At 61.7% G+C, this 20986-nt stretch carries 21 protein-coding genes; 11 read left to right on the top strand and 10 right to left on the bottom strand.

All coding sequences use genetic code 11. The features are described 5' to 3' along the window. Positions 1–139 precede the first annotated feature (139 nt). A complete protein-coding gene (gene acnA / locus MRY17_RS07265) occupies positions 140–2881 on the top strand; it encodes an aconitate hydratase AcnA (RefSeq protein ID WP_243353502.1) in 2742 nt (913 codons plus the stop codon). Positions 2882–3011: 130 nt separating this feature from the next. Here the strand turns inward: acnA and MRY17_RS07260 are convergent, their stop codons facing one another. Together MRY17_RS07260 and cysK are read right to left on the bottom strand one after the other, a co-directional pair. Further along, on the bottom strand, positions 3012–3950 hold the full coding sequence (locus MRY17_RS07260; protein WP_101219136.1) for an aspartyl/asparaginyl beta-hydroxylase domain-containing protein: 939 nt from the start codon (positions 3948–3950) through the stop codon (positions 3012–3014). A gap of 249 nt (positions 3951–4199) precedes the next feature. Then, positions 4200–5174, bottom strand: a complete 975-nt coding sequence (gene cysK / locus MRY17_RS07255) for a cysteine synthase A (protein ID WP_191955251.1) — start codon at positions 5172–5174, stop codon at positions 4200–4202. Between the two features lie 125 nt (positions 5175–5299). Between cysK and MRY17_RS07250 the strand changes: the two genes are divergently transcribed. The 3 genes from MRY17_RS07250 to MRY17_RS07240 all read left to right on the top strand — a co-directional run bounded on the left by MRY17_RS07250 (position 5300) and on the right by MRY17_RS07240 (position 8614). Then, positions 5300–6376, top strand: a complete 1077-nt coding sequence (locus MRY17_RS07250) for a DUF748 domain-containing protein (RefSeq protein WP_181284001.1) — start codon at positions 5300–5302, stop codon at positions 6374–6376. Positions 6377–6590: 214 nt separating this feature from the next. After that, positions 6591–7436, top strand: coding sequence for an AAA family ATPase (locus MRY17_RS07245; protein ID WP_003210690.1), 846 nt, complete (start codon positions 6591–6593; stop codon positions 7434–7436). After that, positions 7436–8614 (top strand): vWA domain-containing protein, encoded by a 1179-nt coding sequence (locus MRY17_RS07240; RefSeq protein WP_243353501.1) that lies wholly within the window; start codon positions 7436–7438, stop codon positions 8612–8614. The genes MRY17_RS07245 and MRY17_RS07240 overlap by 1 nt, the downstream gene beginning before the upstream one ends. Before the next feature lie 136 nt (positions 8615–8750). Here MRY17_RS07240 and MRY17_RS07235 read toward each other — a convergent pair whose 3' ends face one another. From MRY17_RS07235 to MRY17_RS07225, 3 genes are read right to left on the bottom strand one after another with little or no spacing between them, the layout of a single operon-like run. Continuing rightward, positions 8751–9665 (bottom strand): biotin-dependent carboxyltransferase family protein, encoded by a 915-nt coding sequence (locus MRY17_RS07235; RefSeq protein ID WP_243353500.1) that lies wholly within the window; start codon positions 9663–9665, stop codon positions 8751–8753. Further along, the gene (pxpB, locus tag MRY17_RS07230; RefSeq protein WP_243353499.1) at positions 9662–10366 is read right to left on the bottom strand and encodes a 5-oxoprolinase subunit PxpB; all 705 of its coding nucleotides are present in this window, start codon (positions 10364–10366) and stop codon (positions 9662–9664) included. The genes MRY17_RS07235 and pxpB overlap by 4 nt, the downstream gene beginning before the upstream one ends. Continuing rightward, a complete protein-coding gene (locus MRY17_RS07225; protein WP_243353498.1) occupies positions 10363–11103 on the bottom strand; it encodes a 5-oxoprolinase subunit PxpA in 741 nt (246 codons plus the stop codon). The genes pxpB and MRY17_RS07225 overlap by 4 nt, the downstream gene beginning before the upstream one ends. Positions 11104–11279: 176 nt before the next feature. On the opposite strand from MRY17_RS07225, the gene MRY17_RS07220 reads away from it, so the two are divergent. Next, positions 11280–12194: a LysR family transcriptional regulator gene (locus MRY17_RS07220; protein WP_181283996.1), complete on the top strand. Its 915-nt coding sequence runs from the start codon at positions 11280–11282 to the stop codon at positions 12192–12194. A gap of 289 nt (positions 12195–12483) precedes the next feature. Here MRY17_RS07220 and MRY17_RS07215 read toward each other — a convergent pair whose 3' ends face one another. The 3 genes from MRY17_RS07215 to MRY17_RS07205 are packed head-to-tail and all read right to left on the bottom strand — an operon-like array spanning position 12484 to position 14371. Further along, positions 12484–13026, bottom strand: coding sequence for a DUF2937 family protein (locus tag MRY17_RS07215; RefSeq protein WP_243353497.1), 543 nt, complete (start codon positions 13024–13026; stop codon positions 12484–12486). 10 nt (positions 13027–13036) lie between these two features. Continuing rightward, a complete protein-coding gene (locus MRY17_RS07210; protein WP_243353496.1) occupies positions 13037–13813 on the bottom strand; it encodes a class II glutamine amidotransferase in 777 nt (258 codons plus the stop codon). A 30-nt stretch (positions 13814–13843) separates the two neighbouring features. Beyond that, positions 13844–14371: an MFS transporter gene (locus MRY17_RS07205; RefSeq protein WP_243353495.1), complete on the bottom strand. Its 528-nt coding sequence runs from the start codon at positions 14369–14371 to the stop codon at positions 13844–13846. Positions 14372–14395: 24 nt separating this feature from the next. On the opposite strand from MRY17_RS07205, the gene MRY17_RS07200 reads away from it, so the two are divergent. Continuing rightward, complete coding sequence (locus tag MRY17_RS07200; RefSeq protein ID WP_181283994.1) at positions 14396–16438, top strand: S9 family peptidase; 2043 nt, start codon at positions 14396–14398, stop codon at positions 16436–16438. Positions 16439–16520: 82 nt separating this feature from the next. Beyond that, positions 16521–16994, top strand: coding sequence for a cyclic nucleotide-binding domain-containing protein (locus tag MRY17_RS07195; protein ID WP_057723011.1), 474 nt, complete (start codon positions 16521–16523; stop codon positions 16992–16994). Here the strand turns inward: MRY17_RS07195 and MRY17_RS07190 are convergent. Continuing rightward, positions 16991–17269: a hypothetical protein gene (locus MRY17_RS07190; RefSeq protein ID WP_181283993.1), complete on the bottom strand. Its 279-nt coding sequence runs from the start codon at positions 17267–17269 to the stop codon at positions 16991–16993. The genes MRY17_RS07195 and MRY17_RS07190 overlap by 4 nt on opposite strands. 78 nt (positions 17270–17347) lie before the next feature. Here MRY17_RS07190 and MRY17_RS07185 point away from each other — a divergent pair, with 78 nt between their 5' ends. From MRY17_RS07185 to MRY17_RS07170, 4 genes are all read left to right on the top strand, one after another. Beyond that, positions 17348–18034 (top strand): spermidine synthase, encoded by a 687-nt coding sequence (locus tag MRY17_RS07185; protein WP_181283992.1) that lies wholly within the window; start codon positions 17348–17350, stop codon positions 18032–18034. Between the two features lie 59 nt (positions 18035–18093). Beyond that, entirely contained in the window at positions 18094–18468 is a 375-nt protein-coding gene (locus MRY17_RS07180; RefSeq protein WP_243353494.1) for a YajD family HNH nuclease, read from the top strand. Positions 18469–18643: 175 nt separating this feature from the next. Then, on the top strand, positions 18644–19111 hold the full coding sequence (locus MRY17_RS07175) for an RNA methyltransferase (RefSeq protein WP_003189607.1): 468 nt from the start codon (positions 18644–18646) through the stop codon (positions 19109–19111). A gap of 67 nt (positions 19112–19178) precedes the next feature. Further along, positions 19179–19529, top strand: a complete 351-nt coding sequence (locus MRY17_RS07170; protein ID WP_057723015.1) for a YgaP family membrane protein — start codon at positions 19179–19181, stop codon at positions 19527–19529. Positions 19530–19753: 224 nt separating this feature from the next. Here the strand turns inward: MRY17_RS07170 and MRY17_RS07165 are convergent, their stop codons facing one another. Beyond that, positions 19754–20974, bottom strand: coding sequence for a hypothetical protein (locus MRY17_RS07165; RefSeq protein ID WP_243353493.1), 1221 nt, complete (start codon positions 20972–20974; stop codon positions 19754–19756). Between the last annotated feature and the right edge of the window lie 12 nt (positions 20975–20986).

Raw genomic sequence — 20986 nt, 5'->3', positions numbered from 1 at the left:
CGCGCATGATAGCCGAGATCGGAACCTTGGACTTAACCATAGAGTCCAGTTATTAGCCTGCTAATGAAAACAGCGCTACCTTGATAGTTCTGTTCGTCCCGTCAGGTCCGTAGCCGTGCGGACCATAAGGAGCCATGTCATGTCATCGCTTGATAGCCTGAGAACCCTTAAGACACTGCAAATAGACAACAATACCTACCACTACTTCAGCCTGCCCGAAGCCGCCAAGAGCCTGGGTGACCTGGACAAGCTGCCGATGTCGCTCAAAGTGCTGCTGGAAAACCTGCTGCGCTGGGAGGACAACAAAACCGTCACCGGCACCGATCTGAAGGCCATCGCCGCCTGGCTCAAGGAACGCCAGTCCGACCGCGAGATCCAATACCGCCCGGCCCGCGTGCTGATGCAGGACTTCACCGGCGTACCCGCCGTGGTCGACCTGGCCGCGATGCGCGCCGCCGTGGCCAAGGCCGGCGGCGATCCGCAGCGCATCAACCCGCTGTCGCCGGTGGACCTGGTGATCGACCACTCGGTGATGGTCGACAAGTTCGGCAACGCCGATGCCTTCGAGCAAAACGTCGACATCGAAATGCAGCGCAACGGCGAACGCTACGCCTTCCTGCGCTGGGGCCAGAGCGCCTTTGACAACTTCAGCGTGGTGCCGCCGGGCACCGGCATCTGCCATCAGGTCAACCTTGAGTACCTGGGCCGCACCGTGTGGACCAAGGAGGAAGACGGCCGTACCTACGCGTTCCCCGACACCCTGGTGGGCACCGATTCCCACACCACCATGATCAACGGCCTCGGCGTACTTGGCTGGGGCGTGGGTGGGATCGAAGCGGAAGCGGCAATGCTCGGCCAGCCGGTGTCGATGCTGATCCCGGAAGTGATCGGCTTCAAGCTCACCGGCAAATTGAAGGAAGGCATCACCGCCACCGATCTGGTGCTGACCGTGACGCAAATGCTGCGCAAAAAAGGCGTGGTGGGTAAATTCGTCGAATTTTATGGCGACGGTCTGGCCGACCTGCCCCTGGCCGACCGTGCCACCATTGCCAATATGGCGCCGGAATATGGCGCCACCTGCGGCTTTTTCCCGGTCGACGAGGTGACGCTGGACTACCTGCGCCTGTCCGGTCGCCCGGCGGAAACCGTCAAGCTGGTCGAAGCCTATACCAAGGCCCAGGGCCTGTGGCGCAACGCCGGCCAGGAGCCGATCTTCACCGACACCCTGGCCCTGGACATGGGCAGCGTCGAAGCCAGCCTTGCCGGGCCGAAACGCCCGCAGGACCGCGTCGCCCTGCCCAACGTAGGCCAAGCGTTCAGTGATTTCCTCGACCTGCAATTCAAACCCACCAACAAGGAAGAAGGTCGCCTTGAAAGCGAAGGCGGTGGCGGTGTCGCCGTGGGCAATGCCGACCTGGTGGGCGAAGCCGATTACGAATACGAAGGCAACACCTATCGCCTGAAAAACGGAGCCGTGGTGATCGCCGCCATTACCTCCTGCACCAACACCTCCAACCCTAGCGTGATGATGGCGGCCGGGCTGTTGGCGAAGAAGGCCGTGGAAAAAGGCCTTACGCGCAAGCCATGGGTCAAGAGCTCCCTGGCGCCAGGTTCGAAAGTGGTTACCGACTACTACAACGCGGCCGGCCTTACTCAGTATCTGGACGCACTCGGCTTCGACCTGGTGGGCTACGGCTGCACCACCTGCATCGGCAACTCCGGGCCTTTACCGGAGCCGATTGAGAAAGCCATCCAGAAAGCCGACCTTACCGTCGCTTCAGTGCTGTCCGGCAACCGCAACTTCGAAGGCCGTGTGCACCCGCTGGTGAAAACCAACTGGCTGGCCTCGCCGCCGCTCGTTGTCGCCTACGCCCTGGCCGGTACGGTACGCATCGATATCAGCAGCGAGCCGCTGGGGAATGACAAGGATGGCAAGCCGGTTTACCTGAAAGACATATGGCCCAGCAGCAAAGAAATTGCCGACGCCGTGGCGCAAGTCAGCACAGGCATGTTCCACAAGGAATACGCCGAAGTGTTTGCCGGCGACGAACAGTGGCAAGCAATCGAAGTGCCGCAGGCGGCGACCTATGTCTGGCAGCAGGATTCCACCTATATCCAGCATCCGCCGTTCTTCGACGACATTGCCGGCCCGCTGCCAGTGATCAAGGACGTCAAGGGCGCCAACGTGCTGGCCCTGCTCGGCGACTCGGTGACCACCGACCACATCTCCCCCGCCGGCAACATCAAGACCGACAGCCCCGCCGGCCGTTACCTGCGCGAACAAGGCGTGGAACCACGGGACTTCAACTCCTACGGCTCACGCCGGGGCAACCATGAAGTGATGATGCGCGGCACCTTTGCCAATATCCGTATCCGCAATGAAATGCTCGGCGGCGAAGAAGGCGGCAACACGTTGTATATCCCCACCGGCGAGAAAATGGCGATCTACGATGCCGCCATGAAGTACCAGGCATCGGGCACGCCGCTGGTGGTGATCGCCGGCCAGGAGTACGGCACCGGTTCGAGCCGCGACTGGGCGGCCAAGGGCACTAACCTGCTGGGGGTCAAGGCGGTGATCGCCGAGAGCTTCGAACGTATCCACCGCTCCAACCTGGTGGGCATGGGCGTGCTGCCGCTGCAGTTCAAACTGGACCAGAACCGCAAGGCGCTCAAGCTTACCGGCAAGGAGAAGATCGATATCCTCGGGCTGACGGATGCCGAAATCGAGCCACGAATGAACCTGACGTTGGTGATTACTCGGGAGGATGGCAGCAGCGAGAAGGTTGAGGTGCTGTGCCGGATCGATACGCTTAATGAAGTGGAATACTTCAAGGCGGGTGGGATCTTGCACTATGTGCTGCGCCAGTTGATCGCCAGCTAAAGATCGCTGGAGATCAAATGTGGGAGGGGGCTTGCCCCCGATGGCGGTGTGTCAGGTTAAACATCTTTGCCTGATCCACCGCTATCGGGGGCAAGCCCCCTCCCACATTGATGGCATTCCAGATTTCAGATCAGCCGAACAACCACTTCCACAGCAGCACCAGCACAAGCACCGCCAACACCGGCCGCGCAATCCGGTAGGCCTTGGGATGCTTGCGCTTCCACTGCTTGACCTGGCCGCTGAACCTGTCGCTGAAAGTCTTGCTCCAGGCATAGGCCTGGTTGATCCCGCCCACGCGCTCGTCGTCCAGGTTCTGCGGTGCGGTCGCACGCCCCAATTGCTTGCTGACCCAACGGTTGATGCGGGTCATCAAGCGATTGCTCAGCGGCCGTTCAATGTCACAGAACAGGATCACACGGGTCTTTTCAGTCTCGTTCTTCACCCAGTGCACGTAGGTTTCGTCGAACATCACGTCCTCGCCGTCGCGCCAGGCATAGACCTGACCGTCGACAAAGATACGGCAGTCGTCGGAGTTCGGCGTGGACAGCCCCAGGTGATAGCGCAGGGACCCGGCGAACGGATCGCGATGCGGGTTCAGGTGGCTGCCGCCCGGCAACAGCGCGAACATCGCGCCCTTGACGTTGGGGATGCTGCTGACCAGCGCCACGGTTTTCGGGCACAGGGCCTCGGCCGATGGCAGCGGTTTGTCGTACCACTTGAGGTAGAAACGCTTCCAGCCCTTCTTGAAGAACGAACCGAAACCGGCATCGTTGTTCTTTTCGGCGGCGCGGATGTAGCCCTCGTCGAACAGGTGCATGGCCTCTTCGCGGATCACCTCCCAGTTGTCCTTGAGCACGTCCAGTTCCGGAAACTTGCTCCGGTCCAAATAGGGCTTGGACGGCACTGCGGAAAACAGGTACATCAAGGCGTTATACGGGGCGAACAGCGCCGAATGGTTGACGAACTGACGCAACATCGGCAAACGGGCCTTGCCGCGCAGGTGCACATACAGCGTACTGCCGATAAACAGCAGCAGCACCGACAGTTTGGCGGCCAAAGAAAAGGTCATGCAGCAACTCCTGGAAATAAGCGCCTGGTCAACAGCTTCCCGTCGCGGGGAAACCAGACGTAGCAGCCAGCCATGATAAACACTTGGCGCATTATGCAGAAGGCCCATGCCGATCGGCTGACCTGGATCAACACGCCTCCCCCTGTAGGAGCGAGCTTGCTCGCGAAAAACCTGAGAGCGCCACGTTGAATCAGTAAACCCGCGTTATCGTTGACGTTCTTCGCGAGCAAGCTCGCTCCTACAGCCGATTCAAGCCTGGTTTTCCTGCTCGGTGAACAAATCGCTGAACAGCATGCTCGACAGGTAGCGCTCACCCGAGTCCGGCAGGATCACCACGATGGTCTTGCCCTGCATTTCCGGTTTTTCGGCCAGGCGCACGGCCACGGCCATGGCGGCGCCGCAGGAGATACCGCACAGAATGCCCTCTTCCTGCATCAAGCGTCGGGCCATGGCCTTGGATTCGTCGTCGGTGACCAGCTCCACGCGATCGACCATCGACAGGTCGAGGTTCTTCGGCACGAAACCGGCGCCGATGCCCTGGATCTTGTGCGGGCTTGGCTTGATCTCTTCGCCGGCCAGGGCCTGGGTGATCACCGGCGATGCGGCCGGTTCAACCGCCACCGACAGGATCGGTTTGCCTGCGGTGTGCTTGATATAGCGCGACACACCGGTGATCGTGCCGCCGGTGCCCACGCCCGCCACCAGCACGTCCACGGCGCCATCGGTGTCGTTCCAGATTTCCGGGCCGGTGGTTTTCTCATGGATGGCAGGGTTGGCCGGGTTTTCGAACTGGGCCGGCATAAAGTAGGTGCTCGGGTCGCCGGCGACGATTTCGCCCGCTTTGTCGATGGCGCCCTTCATGCCCTTGGCCGGTTCAGTCAGCACCAGCTCGGCGCCGAGGGCCTTGAGCACCTTACGGCGTTCGATGCTCATGGACGCGGGCATGGTCAGCAGCAGCTTGTAGCCGCGAGCCGCCGCCACGAACGCCAGGCCGATCCCGGTGTTGCCGGAGGTGGGTTCGACAATGGTCATGCCCGGCTTGAGTTTGCCGCTGCTTTCCGCGTCCCAGATCATGTTGGCGCCAATGCGGCACTTCACCGAGTAGCCGGGGTTGCGCCCCTCGATCTTGGCCAGGATAGTGACCCCGCGCGGTGCGATGCGGTTGATCTGCACCAGGGGCGTATTACCGATGGAGTGCGCGTTGTCTGCAAAGATGCGGCTCATGACGGGTCCTGTTTGGCAATGTCGGAAAGGCCCCAAGGGTATGCCTCGTGCCACGGGGCGTCCAGTCGGAGGAACGTTGCGCCGCTTGCAACAGTCAATCTCCTACGAGCAAGGAGAACTGCCCCATGAAACGTCGCTACAGTTGGCCGCTCTGGACCGTCGCCGGGCTGGTGCTGGTCCTGGTTGCCGTACACATCGCGCTGCCTTACCTGGTGCGCAACTACCTGAACGAAAAGCTCGCCGACATGGGCGATTACCGTGGCGAAATTGCCGATGTGGACCTGGCCTTATGGCGCGGCGCCTACCGGATCAACGGCCTGCAAATCGTCAAGGTGGACGGTAAGGTCCCGGTGCCGTTCGTCAAGGCGCCGCTGATCGAGTTCGCAGTGAGCTGGCATTCACTGTGGTACGACCATGCGGTCGTGGCCGAAGGGCATTTCGTACGCCCCGAAATCAACTTCGTCGACGGCGGCGCCAACAAGCAGGCGTCCCAGACCGGTAAAGGCACCGACTGGCAGGAACAACTGAGCAAGCTGCTGCCGATCACCCTCAACGAAGTGCGCATCGAGGATGGCAAGATCGCCTTCCATAACTTCAGCTCCAAGCCTGAGGTGAATATCAACGCCACCGGGGTCAACGCCAGTGTCTACAACCTGACCAACGTGGTGGACGTCCAGGGCAAGCGTGACGCGCGCTTCGAGGGCAAGGCGCTGCTGCAAGGCCAGGCACCGCTGGAAGCCAGTGCCACCTTTGACCCGCTGAGTGATTTCGAAGAGTTCGAGTTCCGCTTCCGCGCCCGGGACCTGCAACTCAAACGCATGAATGACTTCGCCTCGGCCTACGGCAAGTTCGACTTCAAGGCCGGCACCGGCGATGTGGTGGTCGAAGCCCAGGCGGAAAAAGGCCAGTTGAGCGGCTATATCAAGCCGCTGTTGCGCGATGTCGAGGTATTTGACTGGCAGCAGGACGTGGAAAACAAAGACAAGAACATCTTCCGCTCGATTTGGGAGGCCGTGGTCGGCGCCAGCGAGACGGTGTTGAAGAACCAGCGCAAGAATCAGTTCGCGACCCGCGTGGAGCTGAGCGGCAGCGTGCATCAGCAGAACGTCAGTGCGTTTTCAGCGGTTATCGCGATTCTGCGCAATGGGTTTATCCAGGCGTTCAATGCCCGCTACGAACAACCCAAGCCCAGCGCCGATTAAAACTGTGGGAGGGGGCTTGCTCCCGATGGCGGTGTGTCAGGTTAAATATCTATACCTGATCCACCGCTATCGGGGGCAAGCCCCCTCCCACAGTTCCCCCATTGGCCAAGAGATTGAAGTGACCGGCCATTCAGAGACTGAATGCCCCGTCTGCGTTCACAGTCGCCGGGGCTGCGCGGTATAGTCGGGCATTGATGAATTCGAGGAATGACCGATGAAGTTCGAAGGCACCCAGGCCTATGTGGCTACCGATGACCTGAAACTGGCCGTCAACGCCGCCATCACCCTGGAGCGGCCGCTGCTGGTCAAGGGCGAACCGGGCACCGGCAAGACCATGCTCGCCGAACAACTGGCCGAGTCCTTCGGCGCCAAATTGATCACCTGGCATATCAAGTCCACCACGAAGGCTCATCAGGGCCTCTACGAGTACGACGCGGTCAGCCGCCTGCGCGACTCCCAACTGGGTGTGGACAAGGTCCACGACGTGCGCAACTACCTGAAAAAGGGCAAGCTCTGGGAGGCGTTCGAATCCGAAGAGCGGGTGATCCTGCTGATCGATGAAATCGACAAGGCCGACATCGAGTTCCCCAACGACCTGTTGCAGGAACTCGACAAGATGGAGTTCTACGTCTACGAAATCGACGAGACCATCAAGGCGAAAAAACGCCCGATCATCATCATTACCTCCAACAACGAGAAAGAGCTGCCGGACGCCTTCCTGCGCCGCTGCTTCTTCCACTACATCGCCTTCCCCGACCGCACGACCTTGCAGAAAATCGTCGATGTGCATTACCCCGACATCAAGAAAGACCTGGTCAGCGAAGCGCTGGATGTGTTCTTCGACGTGCGCAAGGTCCCGGGCCTGAAGAAAAAACCTTCCACGTCCGAACTGGTCGATTGGCTCAAGCTGCTGATGGCCGACAATATCGGCGAAGCCGTGCTGCGCGAGCGTGACCCCACCAAGGCTATCCCGCCGCTGGCCGGCGCCTTGGTGAAGAACGAGCAGGACGTGCAGTTGCTGGAGCGTCTGGCGTTCATGAGCCGCCGCGGTAACCGCTGATGCTGCTCAACCTGTTCAATGAAATGCGTGCCGCCAAGGTGCCGGTGTCGGTGCGTGAGCTACTGGACCTGATCAACGCCCTGAAACAGCGCGTGACCTTCGCCGACATGGACGAGTTCTACTACCTGGCGCGGGCGATCCTGGTCAAGGATGAACGGCACTTCGACAAGTTCGACCGGGCCTTCGGTGCCTACTTCAACGGCCTGGAAAAACTCGATGACCACTTGCAGGCGCTGATCCCCGAAGACTGGCTGCGCAAGGAGTTCGAACGCTCGCTGAGCGACGAGGAACGCGCGCAGATCCAGTCCCTCGGCGGCCTCGACAAGCTGATCGAAGAATTCAAGAAACGCCTGGAAGAACAGAAGGAACGCCACGCCGGCGGCAACAAGTGGATCGGCACCGGCGGCACCAGTCCTTTTGGTTCGGGCGGCTACAACCCCGAAGGCATCCGCGTCGGCGATGCCGGCAAGCGCCAGGGCAAGGCGGCGAAAGTCTGGGACCAGCGCGAGTACAAGAACCTCGATGATCAGGTTGAACTGGGCACGCGCAATATCAAGATCGCCCTGCGCCGCCTGCGCAAGTTTGCCCGCCAGGGCGCGGCGGAAGAGCTGGACATCGACGGCACCATCGACCACACCGCCCGCGATGCCGGGCTGTTGAATATCCAGATGCGCCCGGAACGGCGCAACACCATCAAGCTGTTACTGCTGTTCGACATCGGTGGCTCGATGGACGCTCACGTGAAGATCTGTGAGGAGCTGTTCTCGGCGTGCAAGACCGAGTTCAAGCACCTGGAGTACTTCTACTTCCATAACTTCGTCTACGAGTCGGTGTGGAAGAACAACCAGCGCCGCACCTCGGAACGCACCTCCACTCAGGATCTGTTGCACAAATACGGTGCGGACTACAAAGTGATCTTTATCGGCGATGCATCCATGGCGCCCTATGAAATCACCCAGGCCGGCGGCAGCGTCGAACACTGGAACGAAGAGCCGGGGTATGTGTGGATGCAGCGGTTCATGGCCAAGTACAAGAAACTGATCTGGATAAACCCGTATCCCAAGGACACCTGGGGCTATACGGCGTCGACCGGGATTGTGCGCGAGTTGGTGGAGGATCAGATGTACCCGCTGACGTTGCGCGGGCTTGAGGAAGGCATGCGCTTTCTGTCCAAATAGCCCACATGCCTCATCCAACACCTATCCAATGTGGGAGGGGGCTTGCCCCCGATAGCAGTGGTTCAGTCACAGATGTGTTGACTGACACACCGCTATCGGGGGCAAGCCCCCTCCCACATTTGGACCTCTGTGTTTATCAGCCAGTGCTCAGCCGCTGCAAATAGTTGACATGCTGCCGATGTGCCGTCTCCTGCACCATGGGCGCCAACCTTACTTTCTCCCCGGGCAAACACTGCGCCAACCGCGCCAGCGATAACGGCGTCAACGCGCCCAACCGGGGATAACCGCCAATAGTCTGCCGATCATTGAGCAACACAATCGGCTGCCCATCCGGCGGCACCTGGATTGCGCCCAACGGAATGCCTTCGGAAATCAACGACGGCCCCTGGTACTGCAGCGGCGTGCCCAGCAAGCGCATGCCCATGCGGTCGGCGCGGCTGTCGAGGGCCCATTCGGTATTGAACGCATCGAACAGGCTCTGGCCGCTGAACTGGCCGATCTGTGCGCCGACAATCACATCCAGTGAGGCAACGGCTTGCACATCCGGGTCGGCCAGCACTTTCATCGCCCCGCCGGTACCGGAATAAACCAGGCGCCCGCCTTGGGCCAGTGCCTTGCCCAAACCGTCCACGCCGCCCAGTTCCTCACGTACCACCGTCGCACAACTGCCCAGCACCTGCGGCGCATCGAACCCGCCCGGCGCCGCCAGGTAAGCCCGCGCGCCCTTGAACGGCTGGGTAAAGCGCAAACGCTGGCCTTTTTGCAGGATGAAACTGCGCCCTGGGCTGATCGCACGTTCATCAATGAAAGCGCCCAGATCAGCACCGGCCAGGGCCAGCAGGCAATAGTCCTCCGCCTGCACAGTAAAACCGCCAAGAGTGATTTCCACCACCGGCGCATCGGGGGCGTTGTCCAGCAACCAGTTGGCCCAGGACATCGACACCCAGTCCAGTGCCCCGCCCTGGGTTACGCCCAGATGGCGTACGCCAAAACGCCCAGCATCCTGCAACAGGCACAGCGATGTGCTGGCCTCGATGATCAAGCGGCTCATGCGTGCGCCTCCAGTGGCGTGTCGTCGCCACCCAGATTGACGAACTCAGCGTGGCCGACCGCTTCGAAGCGCACCGTGTCGCCGGGCTGCATCAGGCTGTAGCCGTCGCGTTCGCGGTCGAACAGTTTGGCCGGGGTGCGCCCGATCAGATTCCACCCGCCTGGGGACACCACCGGGTAAGCGGCGGTTTGCCGCTCGGCGATACCTACGCTGCCGGCCGCCACGCGTTTGCGCGGAGTGTTGAGACGCGGCGTGGCGAGGATTTCGTCCACCAGCCCCATAAAGGCAAACCCGGGAGCAAAACCCAGAGCGAACACTTGATACAGGTGGGCGCTGTGACGACGAATCACCTCAGCGACCGCCAGCCCGCTGCGCTGCGCCAGCACGCTCAGCTCCGGCCCGACGCTCGTGTCGTACCACACCGGCAGCACATGACAGCGGCCGCCGCCCTGGGCCTGGGGCTGCAGGTCGGTCAGGGCCTGGTCGATCAACGTCCGCGCCTGGGCCGGGGTCAGGGTGATGAGATCGTAATGCACCATCAAAGTGGTGTAGGACGGTACCAAGTCCATCAGCGCGCTGCCGAACCCGCTGCGCAGACGCTGGCTGGCGGCGAGCATCCAGGGCATGTTGGCCTCGGCAATCGTATCGAACAGCCGCACCATCAGGCAGTCGATGGCCACCACTTCAATCCGTGGCTTCATGCTGGCTTCAACGCCTCACGGATACGCTGCACGGCGGCCATGGAGCTGGCGTTATCACCGTGTACGCACAGCGTATTGGCCTGCAGGACCAGAGGGCTGCCGTCGCTGGCAGTCAAGGCCTCGCCACGGGAAAGGGTCAGGGCCTGTTGGACGATGGTGTCGGCGTCATGATGCACCGCGCCCGGTAATTGACGCGAAACCAGATGGCCCTGGCTGTCATAGGCACGGTCGGCAAAGGCTTCGAACCACAGGGTCACGTCGTACTCATCGCCCAGGGCCTGGGCCGCGCTGTTATCGCGCGTGGCCAGCAACATCAGCGGCAGGTCGCCGTAAGCGGCCACGGCCTGGATCACCGCACGCAGCTGTGCGGGGTTGGCCATCATGTCGTTGTACATCGCGCCATGGGGTTTCACGTAACTGACGCGACCGCCTTGTGCGCGGCAGATGCCCTCCAGCGCACCGATCTGGTAGTGCAACAGGTCCTGGATCTCCTGGGGCGTGTACTGCATGGAGCGACGGCCGAAGCCTTGCAGGTCCTGATAGGCCGGGTGTGCGCCCACTTGCACGCCGTGCTTGAGCGCCAGGCTTACGGTCTTGCGCATGATGCTCGGGTCGCCGGCATGGAAGCCGCACGCCACGTTGGCGCAGTCGATGAACGGCATGACTTCGGCGTCCAGACCCAGGGTCCAGTTGCCGAAGCTTTCGCCGATGTCGCAATTCAATAGCAGGCGGCTCACGGGGTCGCTCCTGTAGGCTTTGTTTTTTGTAGTGTGGGATCTTTTACCAACATCTCGCAACGATGTTGTCCTCGAACCCAACGACGCTTATCGTGGAACAGCTCGATTTTTGGCGCCGGCACGCTGCGGCGTCCAACTAATAAAAACCGATCCATGCATAAGAAAAAGTTGATCCCATGAATTTGAAGTTCCTCGAAACCTTCGTCTGGGTGGCCAAGCTCAAGAGCTTCCGCCTGACCGCCGAAAAGCTGTTCACCACCCAGGCGTCGATTTCCAGCCGCATTGCTGTGCTGGAGAGCGAGTTGGGGGTGAAGCTGTTCCTGCGCGATTCGCGAGGCGTGAGCCTGACCCCGGAAGGCTTGAAGGTGCTCGATTATGCCGAGCAGATGATGGTGACCCTGCAGGGCTTGAAGCAGTCCCTGGAAACCACCAGCAGCAAGGTCGGACGGATTCGGATCGGCGCGATGGACACTGTGATCCACACCTGGCTCAGCCCGTTGGTCGCTGAATTGATGAACCTGTTTCCGCGGGTGGAAATCGAACTGGTCGCCGATACCGCGCTGAACCTCAGCGATCAGTTGCAAAAAGGCTTTCTGGACCTGATCCTGCAGACCGACCTGCTGCGCCTTGAAAGCGTGCGCAGCCTGGAGCTGGGCAGCCACCCCATGGCCTGGATTGTCGCCAGCCACTCCATTTACAACCGCGACTACGCCTCCCTCGCCGAACTGGCCCAGGAACGCATCATCACCTACTCGAAAAACTCCTGCCCCCATCAGGATGTGTTGAGCCTGATGCAGGCCAATGGCGTGGCGGCCCCGCGCATGAACTGCGTCAACTCGGTATCAGCCATCACCCGGCTACTGCGCGATGGCTTCGGCATTGGCGCGCTGCCGCCGGTGCTGGTCAGCGAAGAACTGGCACGGGGCGAGCTGGTGATGCTGCCGATGGCGCAGCAACTGCCGAACCTGCAGGTGGTGGTGTCGTGGCGCGTGGGGGTGGAGTTGGTGGAGGAGATTGTGGGGTTGTGTCAGAAGGTCGTCGCCCGCTATGCCGAGGAGGTCGGTAAAGAGCGGATGGTACTGAGCAACTGACTGAACCGGATCCAAATGTGGGAGGGGGCTTGCCCCCGATAGCGGTGGGTCAGCTAAACATATGTTGGCTGACACACTGCCATCGGGGGCAAGCCCTAATGCCAGTCAGTTAAGGCTTTTTGTAGGAGCGAGCTTGCTCGCGAAAAACGTCAACGATAACGCGTGCTTCCTGAATGAACGCGGTGCCTGTGAGTTTTTCGCGAGCAAGCTCGCTCCTACAGAGGGCCACGTACGCTTAACTGACTGGCATTAGGGCAAGCCCCCTCCCACATTGGATGTGTGCCAGGACTTAGAGCCCCTTCAGGTCCCGCTCTTCAATCGGCCGGCTCTGGCGCAGGCGCCGGCCGCCCAGCACCACCCAATCGATCAGGCGATACAGGCATTCGATACCGAACGACAGCAGCATCGCCCCGCCAAGCCCCCAACCCATGGCCTCGGGCGTCAGCAGGATCTGGTAGCTGTAGCCATTCCAGGTTTCCAGGCGAATATCCGGATCGGCGGCCACCGCCACTTGCAGGGCGCGGATGTACCAGGGGCCTTGCATGGCCTGGAATTGCTTGTCCAACTCCAGCTGACGGTCGAGCATCGCGCCCAGGCTGCTGGCGTCGCTCTGGAACACCGGGTCATCGCTGGCACGGTAATGCGCCACCAGGGCTTGCATGTCGCCGTTGAAGAACTGCCGCGCGGTGGACTCGAACCCGCTCAGGCCCGTCTGGGCCTCGATGAGGTGGGCTTCGACGCGCTTGGCGTAATCGCTGATAAACCCCGGCACTTGCACGCCGACCAACAAACCTATGGCAAACAGCACCAACCGCAGATAGCTGAGCAACATGGTCGATTCCTTATTCGGTAACGCCCTGGCTGACGCATTCACCGCGTCGCCACAGGCTCCATTGGCCCGGTTCGTAGCGGGTCCAGTTTTCATTGTCGGTCAGCGGTTCGGTGGCGATCACCGTTACCACGTCATTGGGGGTGGTTTCGGCCTGAAAATCCACGATCACGTCGACATCTTTCAAGCGGGCCGGGCCAAACGGCGCGCGTCGGGTAATCTGCGCCAACTTGGTCGAACAGTAGCAAAACAGCCAGTCGCCATCGCTGAGCAGGCAGTTGAACACGCCTTTACTGCGATATTCGGCGCAGGCGGCGATCAGGTCCGGCAGCATCTGCTCGATGTCCACCGGTTCCGGGAAGGCTTCACGCACACGGTTGAGCAAGTCGCAGAACGCCGCTTCACTGTCGGTGTCGCCCACCGGTCGGTAGAAGGTGGCGCGGGGGGCGAAGTCCGCCAACTGGCCGTTGTGCGCAAAACACCAGTTGCGCCCCCACAGTTCGCGCACGAACGGGTGGGTATTGGCCAGGCTCACCTTGCCCACGTTGGCCTGGCGGATATGGCCGATCACCACTTCGCTCTTGATGGGATAGCGCTGCACCAGCAGCGCGACTTCCGACTCGCTGCTCGCGGCCGGGTCCTGGAACAGCCGCAGGCCACGGCCTTCGTAGAAGGCGATGCCCCAACCGTCGCGGTGCGGGCCGGTTCGCCCGCCCCGCTGCATCAGCCCGGTGAAGCTGAACACGATATCGGTGGGGACGTTGGCACTCATGCCCAATAATTCACACATGCCGGGGCTCTCGCTGCAGGGCGGACAACGTTAAAGGCGCGGTTCGACCCGCATGCCGGGGGCGGGAGCCGGGCGACGGAACGGTTCGTCTTCTTCCGGCTCGGCGGCCAGCGCGGCATCGGTGGCGGCCTTGCGTTCGCGACGGACGTTGGCGGCGCGCTCGATGGGCCAGCGGATCAGTACGAACACGATGTACAGCGCAAACACGATCATGGTGTACATGAACAGGTCGGAGATGGCGCGCCAAGCGTTATTGCCGACCTTGAGCAGCAGGTCCAGGGCGGTGATCGCCACGGCCGGCGCGAACTGGGTCTTGATCGGGTCGACGATGGTGGGGCTGAGCAACAGCACCGCCATCAGTAACTGCAACGGCTCGCGCAGCCAGCGCCAGATCCAGCGGGTCATGCGCCACCACACCAACAGGCAGCCCAAAGCGGCGAAGGCGTAAAGGCCCCAAGCGGTCAGATAGTCGTTCTCGGTCATGGTGTCCATGGCAAGGCTGGCAAAGAGGCGGCTATGATAACGGCTTTTGCGTGTCGCGGCTGCAATGCCGGCCACCGTCTGCCAGATAGAGAATTATCCATGCCTATTTCATCCGCACCGATTGCCCGCAAGGCCCCAGGCCCAGACCCGTACGCCTGGCTGCAGGAACGTGACACCCCTGAAGTCCTCGATTACCTCAAGGCGGAAAACGCCTGGCAGGAAACCCAGCTCGCCGACCAGCAGGCGCTGCGCGAGACACTGTTCGAGGAGATCAAGGGCCGTATCCTGGAAACCGACCTGTCGCTGCCCTCCCCCTGGGGTCCTTACCTGTATTACACGCGCACCACCGCCGGTGACGAATACGCGCGTCACTACCGCTGCCGGCGCCCGGCCGATGACAGCAACCAGGTGGATGACAGCAGCGAACAATTGCTGCTGGACCCGAACGTGCTGGCCAATGGCGGTTTTTTCTCCCTCGGCGCGTTCAGCATCAGCCCCGATCATCAGCGCCTGGCCTACAGCCTCGACACCACGGGTGAAGAGATCTACACCCTGTACGTGAAGGAATTGGCGACCGACAAGGTCAGTGAACTGGCGTTCGACAACTGCGACGGCAGCATGACCTGGGCCAACGACAGCATCACGCTGTTCTTCGGCGAACTGGACGACACTCATCGTCCGCACAAGCTTTACCGCTACCGCCTGGACGGCACGGCGGCGCAGGAAGTGTTCCACGAACCCGACGGACGCTTCTTCCTGCATTGCTACCGCTCCAGCTCCGAGCGCCAATTGCTGCTGGCCCTGGGCAGCAAGACCACCAGCGAGATCTGGGCTCTGGACGCCGACCAGCCGCACCTGGACTTCACCTGCCTGGCGCCGCGGGTGGAAGACCACGAATACGATGTCGATCACGGCCAGTTGAACGGCCAGTGGACCTGGTTTATCCGCAGCAACCGCGACGGTATCAACTACGCGCTGTTCGTCGCGCCTGACACCGGCACGCCCCCGATCGAAGCCGACTGGCAGAACCTGATCCCCCACAGCGACGAGGTGATGCTCGACGGCGTCAGCCTCAACGCCAGCGCCATGACCCTGAGCCTGCGCATCGGTGGCCTGCCGGTGATCGAAGTGCATCCTGAGGGCGTAGCGGCCTATCGCGTGGAACTGCCTGACGCGGCTTACAGCCTCTACGTACAGAACAGCCTGGAATTTGCCAGCGACAGGATTCGCCTGCGCTATGAAGCACTGAACCGTCCGGCCCAGGTGCGTCAGCTGGAACTGGCCAGCGGTGCACAGCAGGTGCTCAAGGAAACCCCGGTACTGGGTGTGTTCAACGCCGACGATTATGTCAGCCAGCGCTTGTGGGCCACCTCCGCCGACGGCACTCAGGTGCCGATCAGCCTGGTGGTCAAGCGTGACCGGCTCGGCAAGCCGACGCCGCTGTACCTGTATGGCTACGGCGCGTATGGATCAAGCCTGGACCCATGGTTCTCCCATGCACGCCTGAGCCTGCTGGACCGAGGCGTGGCGTTTGCCATCGCGCATGTGCGCGGCGGTGGCGAGCTGGGTGAAGCCTGGTACCGCAACGGCAAGCAGGAACACAAACAGAACACCTTCAGCGATTTCATCGCCTGCGCCGAACACCTCATCGCCCAGGGCCTGACCACCTCCAGGCAATTGGCGATCAGCGGCGGCAGCGCCGGCGGCCTGTTGATCGGTGCGGTGCTCAACCAACGCCCGGAGCTGTTCCAGGCGGCGATCGCCGAAGTGCCGTTTGTCGATGTGCTCAACACCATGCTCGACCCGGAGCTGCCGCTGACCGTCACCGAGTACGACGAATGGGGCAACCCGCAGGAGCCCGAGGTGTATGCGCGCATCAAGGCCTATGCGCCGTACGAAAACGTGCGTGCCCAGGCCTACCCGCACCTGCTGGTGATTGCCGGTTACAACGACAGCCGCGTGCAGTACTGGGAAGCGGCCAAGTGGGTGGCCAAACTGCGCGACACGAAGACGGACGATAACCTGCTGCTGCTCAAGACCGAGCTGGGCGCCGGGCATGGCGGCATGAGCGGTCGCTATCAGGGATTACGAGACGTAGCCCTCGAATATGCCTTCGTGTTCAAGGCACTCGAGCTGATTTAGGAACAGGTGAGTCAGGAACTTAGCCGGGCGGTCCTGTCTGAACACAGGACGCCCACAGAATTGATGGACCAAGATTGCAGCCATGTCACAACCCACTCTGCTTAACGACGAAATCCGCGACATGCTCATGGACTGCGGGTTGTTCGACCCGCTGCTGCCGGAAGATTTTCATATCGCCGCAGGCTATTTCAATATCAGCAGCATTGCCCGGGAAGAAGTGATTTTCCTCGAGGGCGATGCCGGCACCTTCATGTGCATCCTCCACAGCGGCCAGGTGGCGGTGCAGAAAACCAACCCCGCCGGTCAACGCCTGACCATCGCCACGTTGCGCAGCGGCCGGGCCTTTGGCGAAATGGCGGTGCTCGACGGCGAACGGCGCTCGGCCAGTTGCATAGCGGCCACCGATTGCGTGCTGCTGAACCTGGGCAAGGATGCCCTGGAAAAAATGCTCAACGAAGCGCCCCGGGTCGCGGCCAAGATCATCCGCGCGATTGCCATCGCCCTGTCCAGACGCCTGCGCATGGCGGATGGGCAACTGCTGGCGCAACAGTTTTAACCGCCGGGCGTCTTCGGCTTGTTGTCGTTCTGCTGCAGGCCCGGGACAGTCTGGTCCTTGGGCGGTGCCGGCAGCACGATCGGCGCCAGCGGCGGCGTGCCGTTGGTCTTGGGCACGACGGGCGGGGTGACCTGCGGGTACAACGTGGGCGTTGGGGTGCCCGGTGCGCCGGGGGTTGGCGCGGGGGCGACCGGCACGGTTTGCAACTCCTGCGCCTGCGCCGCACCCAATGTGAGCGCGCCAAGCACAATGACCGTTAGAATGCTGCACTTCATCGATGGCTCCATGGCCTGACCGGAATGTCACAAGGCTACTCCCAACCGCGCAAGAATGCCCTTCCCAATGAGATTTCCATGAAACGTTTCGTTCTGCTGGACACCACTCCAATCCCCGACAACGGCGGCGCCTTGTGCCTGTTCGAATACGGCGAGGATTTCGTCATCAAGATCCAGGGCGGTGACGGTGGCCAGTTGATGAACACGCGCATGCACGGTTCCGAAGATGCCCTGGCGGAAATTCCGTGCCGCAAAGTCGCCGGTCGCCCGGGCTCACGGGTACTCATCGGCGGCCTGGGCATGGGCTTTACCCTGGCCTCGGCGCTCAAGCATTTGGGCAAGAGTGCCGAAGTGGTGGTGGCGGAGTTGGTGCCGGGCGTGGTGGAGTGGAATCGTGGGCCGCTCGGCGAAAAGTCCGGCCGCCCTTTGCTCGACCCGCGCACCGTGGTGCGCATGGAAGACGTGGCCAAGGTGCTGCAGGCCGAGCCCCAGGGGTTTGACGCGATCATGCTCGACGTCGATAACGGCCCTGAAGGCCTCACGCAAAAAGCCAACAGCTGGCTCTACTCCGCCGGTGGCCTGGCCGCCTGCGCCAAGGCCTTGCGCCCCAAGGGCGTGCTCGCCGTATGGTCGGCCAGCGCCGACAGGCTGTTCAGCGACAAACTGCGCAAGGCCGGTTTCAAGTCCGAAGAAGTGCAGGTGTTTGCCCATGGCAATAAAGGCACGCGGCACACCATCTGGATTGCGGAAAAGCTCAAGGGCTAATTGCGCTGGGATTAGCTAGAATCAACCTGTCCGTGACCACCCAATAGCCAGGAGCCATGATGAGCTCGACCAACCCGCCCTCCCACACCGCCAAGCTGGACCGCATCCTCGCCGATGCCCAGCGCGACCGGGAAATGGGCTACCGCGATAAAGCCCTGAAAATGTACCCCCATGTGTGCGGCCGCTGCGCCCGTGAATTCGCCGGCAAGCGCCTGAGCGAACTGACCGTGCACCACCGCAACCACAATCATGACGACAATCCCCAGGACGGTTCCAATTGGGAACTGCTGTGCCTGTACTGCCATGACAACGAGCATTCGCGCTACACCGATCAGCAGTACTTCGGCGAAGGCTCCACCAGCAGCCCGATGATTGCCAAGGCGACGCACAACCCGTTTGCGGCGTTGGCGGGGTTGATGAAGAAAGACGACTGAGATCATCGTTGGCTGTACTGGCCTCATCGGGGGCAAGCCCCCTCCCACATGTGCAATGTATTACCCTGTGGGAGGGGCGGTGCAACGATTCGACTTGCCCCCGATAGCGATCGCTCAAGCACCACACTGCCCGAGACCGTATAATCGCGGTTTTTCCTGCAAGGCACCCTTCCCCGTGGGCAATAAACGCTACAGCTGCATCGGTCTGTATAACCCCAAATCCCCCGAAAATGTCGGCTCGGTCATGCGCGCCGCCGGCTGCTACGGCGTGGCTTCGGTGTTCTATACCGGCGTGCGTTACGAGCGCGCGCGGGATTTCATCACCGACACCAAGAAGGTGCATCACGACATTCCGCTGATCGGCATCGATGACCTGAAAAAGATCCTGCCCCTGGGCTGCATTCCCGTGGCCGTGGAACTGGTGGAGGGCGCCCGCCCGCTGCCCGAATACACCCACCCGGACCGCGCACTGTATATCTTCGGCCCAGAAGACGGCTCGCTGGACAAAGAGATCCGCGACTGGTGCGAGGACGTGGTCTACATCCCGACCACCGGCTGCATGAACCTCGCCGCCACCGTCAACGTGGTGCTCTACGACCGCCTGGCCAAGGGCAATAACACCCGCTCGGGCCCCAAGTACTGAAACAGCGGGAACAAGCGGCCCTCGCCGACAGTCAGCTAATGACACTTGCCTTTGTTGGAGATGGATCATGAGCGACAGCAAAACCCTGCGACCTGTGATTGAACACCTGCAGCCCGACGCCCAGCGCACGCAGAACGTACACGGCTGGGAACGCATCGGCTCGGTGGCCGGTGGCGTGATGATGGTAGGCAAAGGCCTGCGCCGTGGCGGTCTGTTCGGGCTGATCCAGGTGGCGATTGGTGGCGTGGCACTGGCACGCGGTTTCACCGGGCACAGTTCGCTCAAGGACAAGCTGGAGCAAGGCCGCCAGGAAATGAACAGCGTACGTACGAAGATCGAGCGAGCAGGCGCGGAACTGAAGAACTTGAAGACCAAGGCTGAAGTGGCGGCTGAAAAAGCGGTGAAAACCACAGGCTAAGCCGAGTAATCGGGCCGCTGGAGATTCAAATGTGGGAGGGGGCTTGCCCTAATGCCAGTCAGTTTAGGCTTTTGTAGGAGCGAGCTTGCTCGCGAAGAACTCACAGGCACCGCGTTCATTCAGAAGACACGCGTTATCGTTGACGTTTTTCGCGAGCAAGCTCGCTCCTACAGACGGCCGGGGGCAAGCCCCCTCCCACATTTGCTTTGCGCAAGGTCTGAAGATCAGTGCAGCAGTTTGCTATCGAGCACCACCGACGACTCGCCAATGATATTTTCGGCCAGTTGCACAAACTCTTTCGTGGTCACGCTGCCCGCGCGCATCACCGCTTGCGCCAGGTCGTCCAGCGAACGCTTGTTATGGGTTTTCACGCGGATCTCCCGGTCCAGTTCCTGTAACACCACCACCGCCCGTGACACCGTCGCGCCGCTGACGTGTTCGCCACGCAGACTGGTCACGTCCTTGCCCTCCTTCGTCAAACGCGCCTGTATCGTCTGATATCGCTCGTCGGTGATCCCCCCGGCGCGGCGTACCAGTTCAATGGCGTAGTACTCGGCCAGGCCTTCGCTGATCCAGTCACTGGTCTCGTGGTCATTGAAACGGGCGATGGCCTGCACCACCTCGCGGATCAACGGGCTGCTGCCGTCTTCACTGACCAGCGGCGTGCGGCTGTTGAGGTAGATCGAGTCACGCGCCGAGAAGGCGCCACGGCGCATCGGATCGCTGGCGCCCACCACCAAAAGCTTGGCCGGGTGGCGCGGGAATGCGGCTTCCACTTGCGGCCACACGAAGGTCAGCAGCGTCAGCACATCCATGCGCCGCATGCCCTGGCCCTTGGGCGAGGTCACGGTGACGTCGGTCTGTCCCAGGCGCATGCGCCGGCTGCCCAGGCTACCTGCGAGCATCCAGCCGGTGGGGCGGTCGAACAGGCGGGACACGTTGTCGATGCGAAACTTGTGCTTGCCGACGCGCGGCCAGGCGGTCTCGACGCTTTTCCAGCCCGGCGGCAGCTCGAACGTCAGGCGCGAGACCAGCTCGACCCCGTCCTGCTGGTCCAGCCGTGCTGTGGGCACCAGGTCGTCGCCGCGAAACAGCGCCCAGGCCGGCGTCATCCGCGCTTCGTAGGTGCCGGGTTTGTGCGCGTGGCTCAGGCGTACGCGGTAGTTCAGGCTGGCTTTGTCGACGCCGGGTTGCCAGTGCCCACGACGACCATCGACCGTCCATTGCCCATCGGCCTTGAAATCGCTGTAGTCGCCGTCGGGGCCAAGGTCGAAATCCAGGCTGCGCACCGCAGAGCCCTGGGACAGGCTCACGCGCACCTCGGCCTGATCGCTCTGGGGCAAAAGTTTGACGTGGTAATCCAGGTCGACTTTTTTGGCGCACCACGCCGGCATGCTCAGCGCCAGTAACAGCGCCGCTGTCGCCAGCTTGAATTCCACCCTCATACACATTCCTGG

It is taken from the genome of Pseudomonas orientalis, assembly GCF_022807995.1.
Classification (GTDB): domain Bacteria; phylum Pseudomonadota; class Gammaproteobacteria; order Pseudomonadales; family Pseudomonadaceae; genus Aquipseudomonas; species Aquipseudomonas orientalis_B.
Note: the sequence above shows the minus strand (reverse complement) of the source record. Positions and strands in the feature narration are given on the sequence as shown.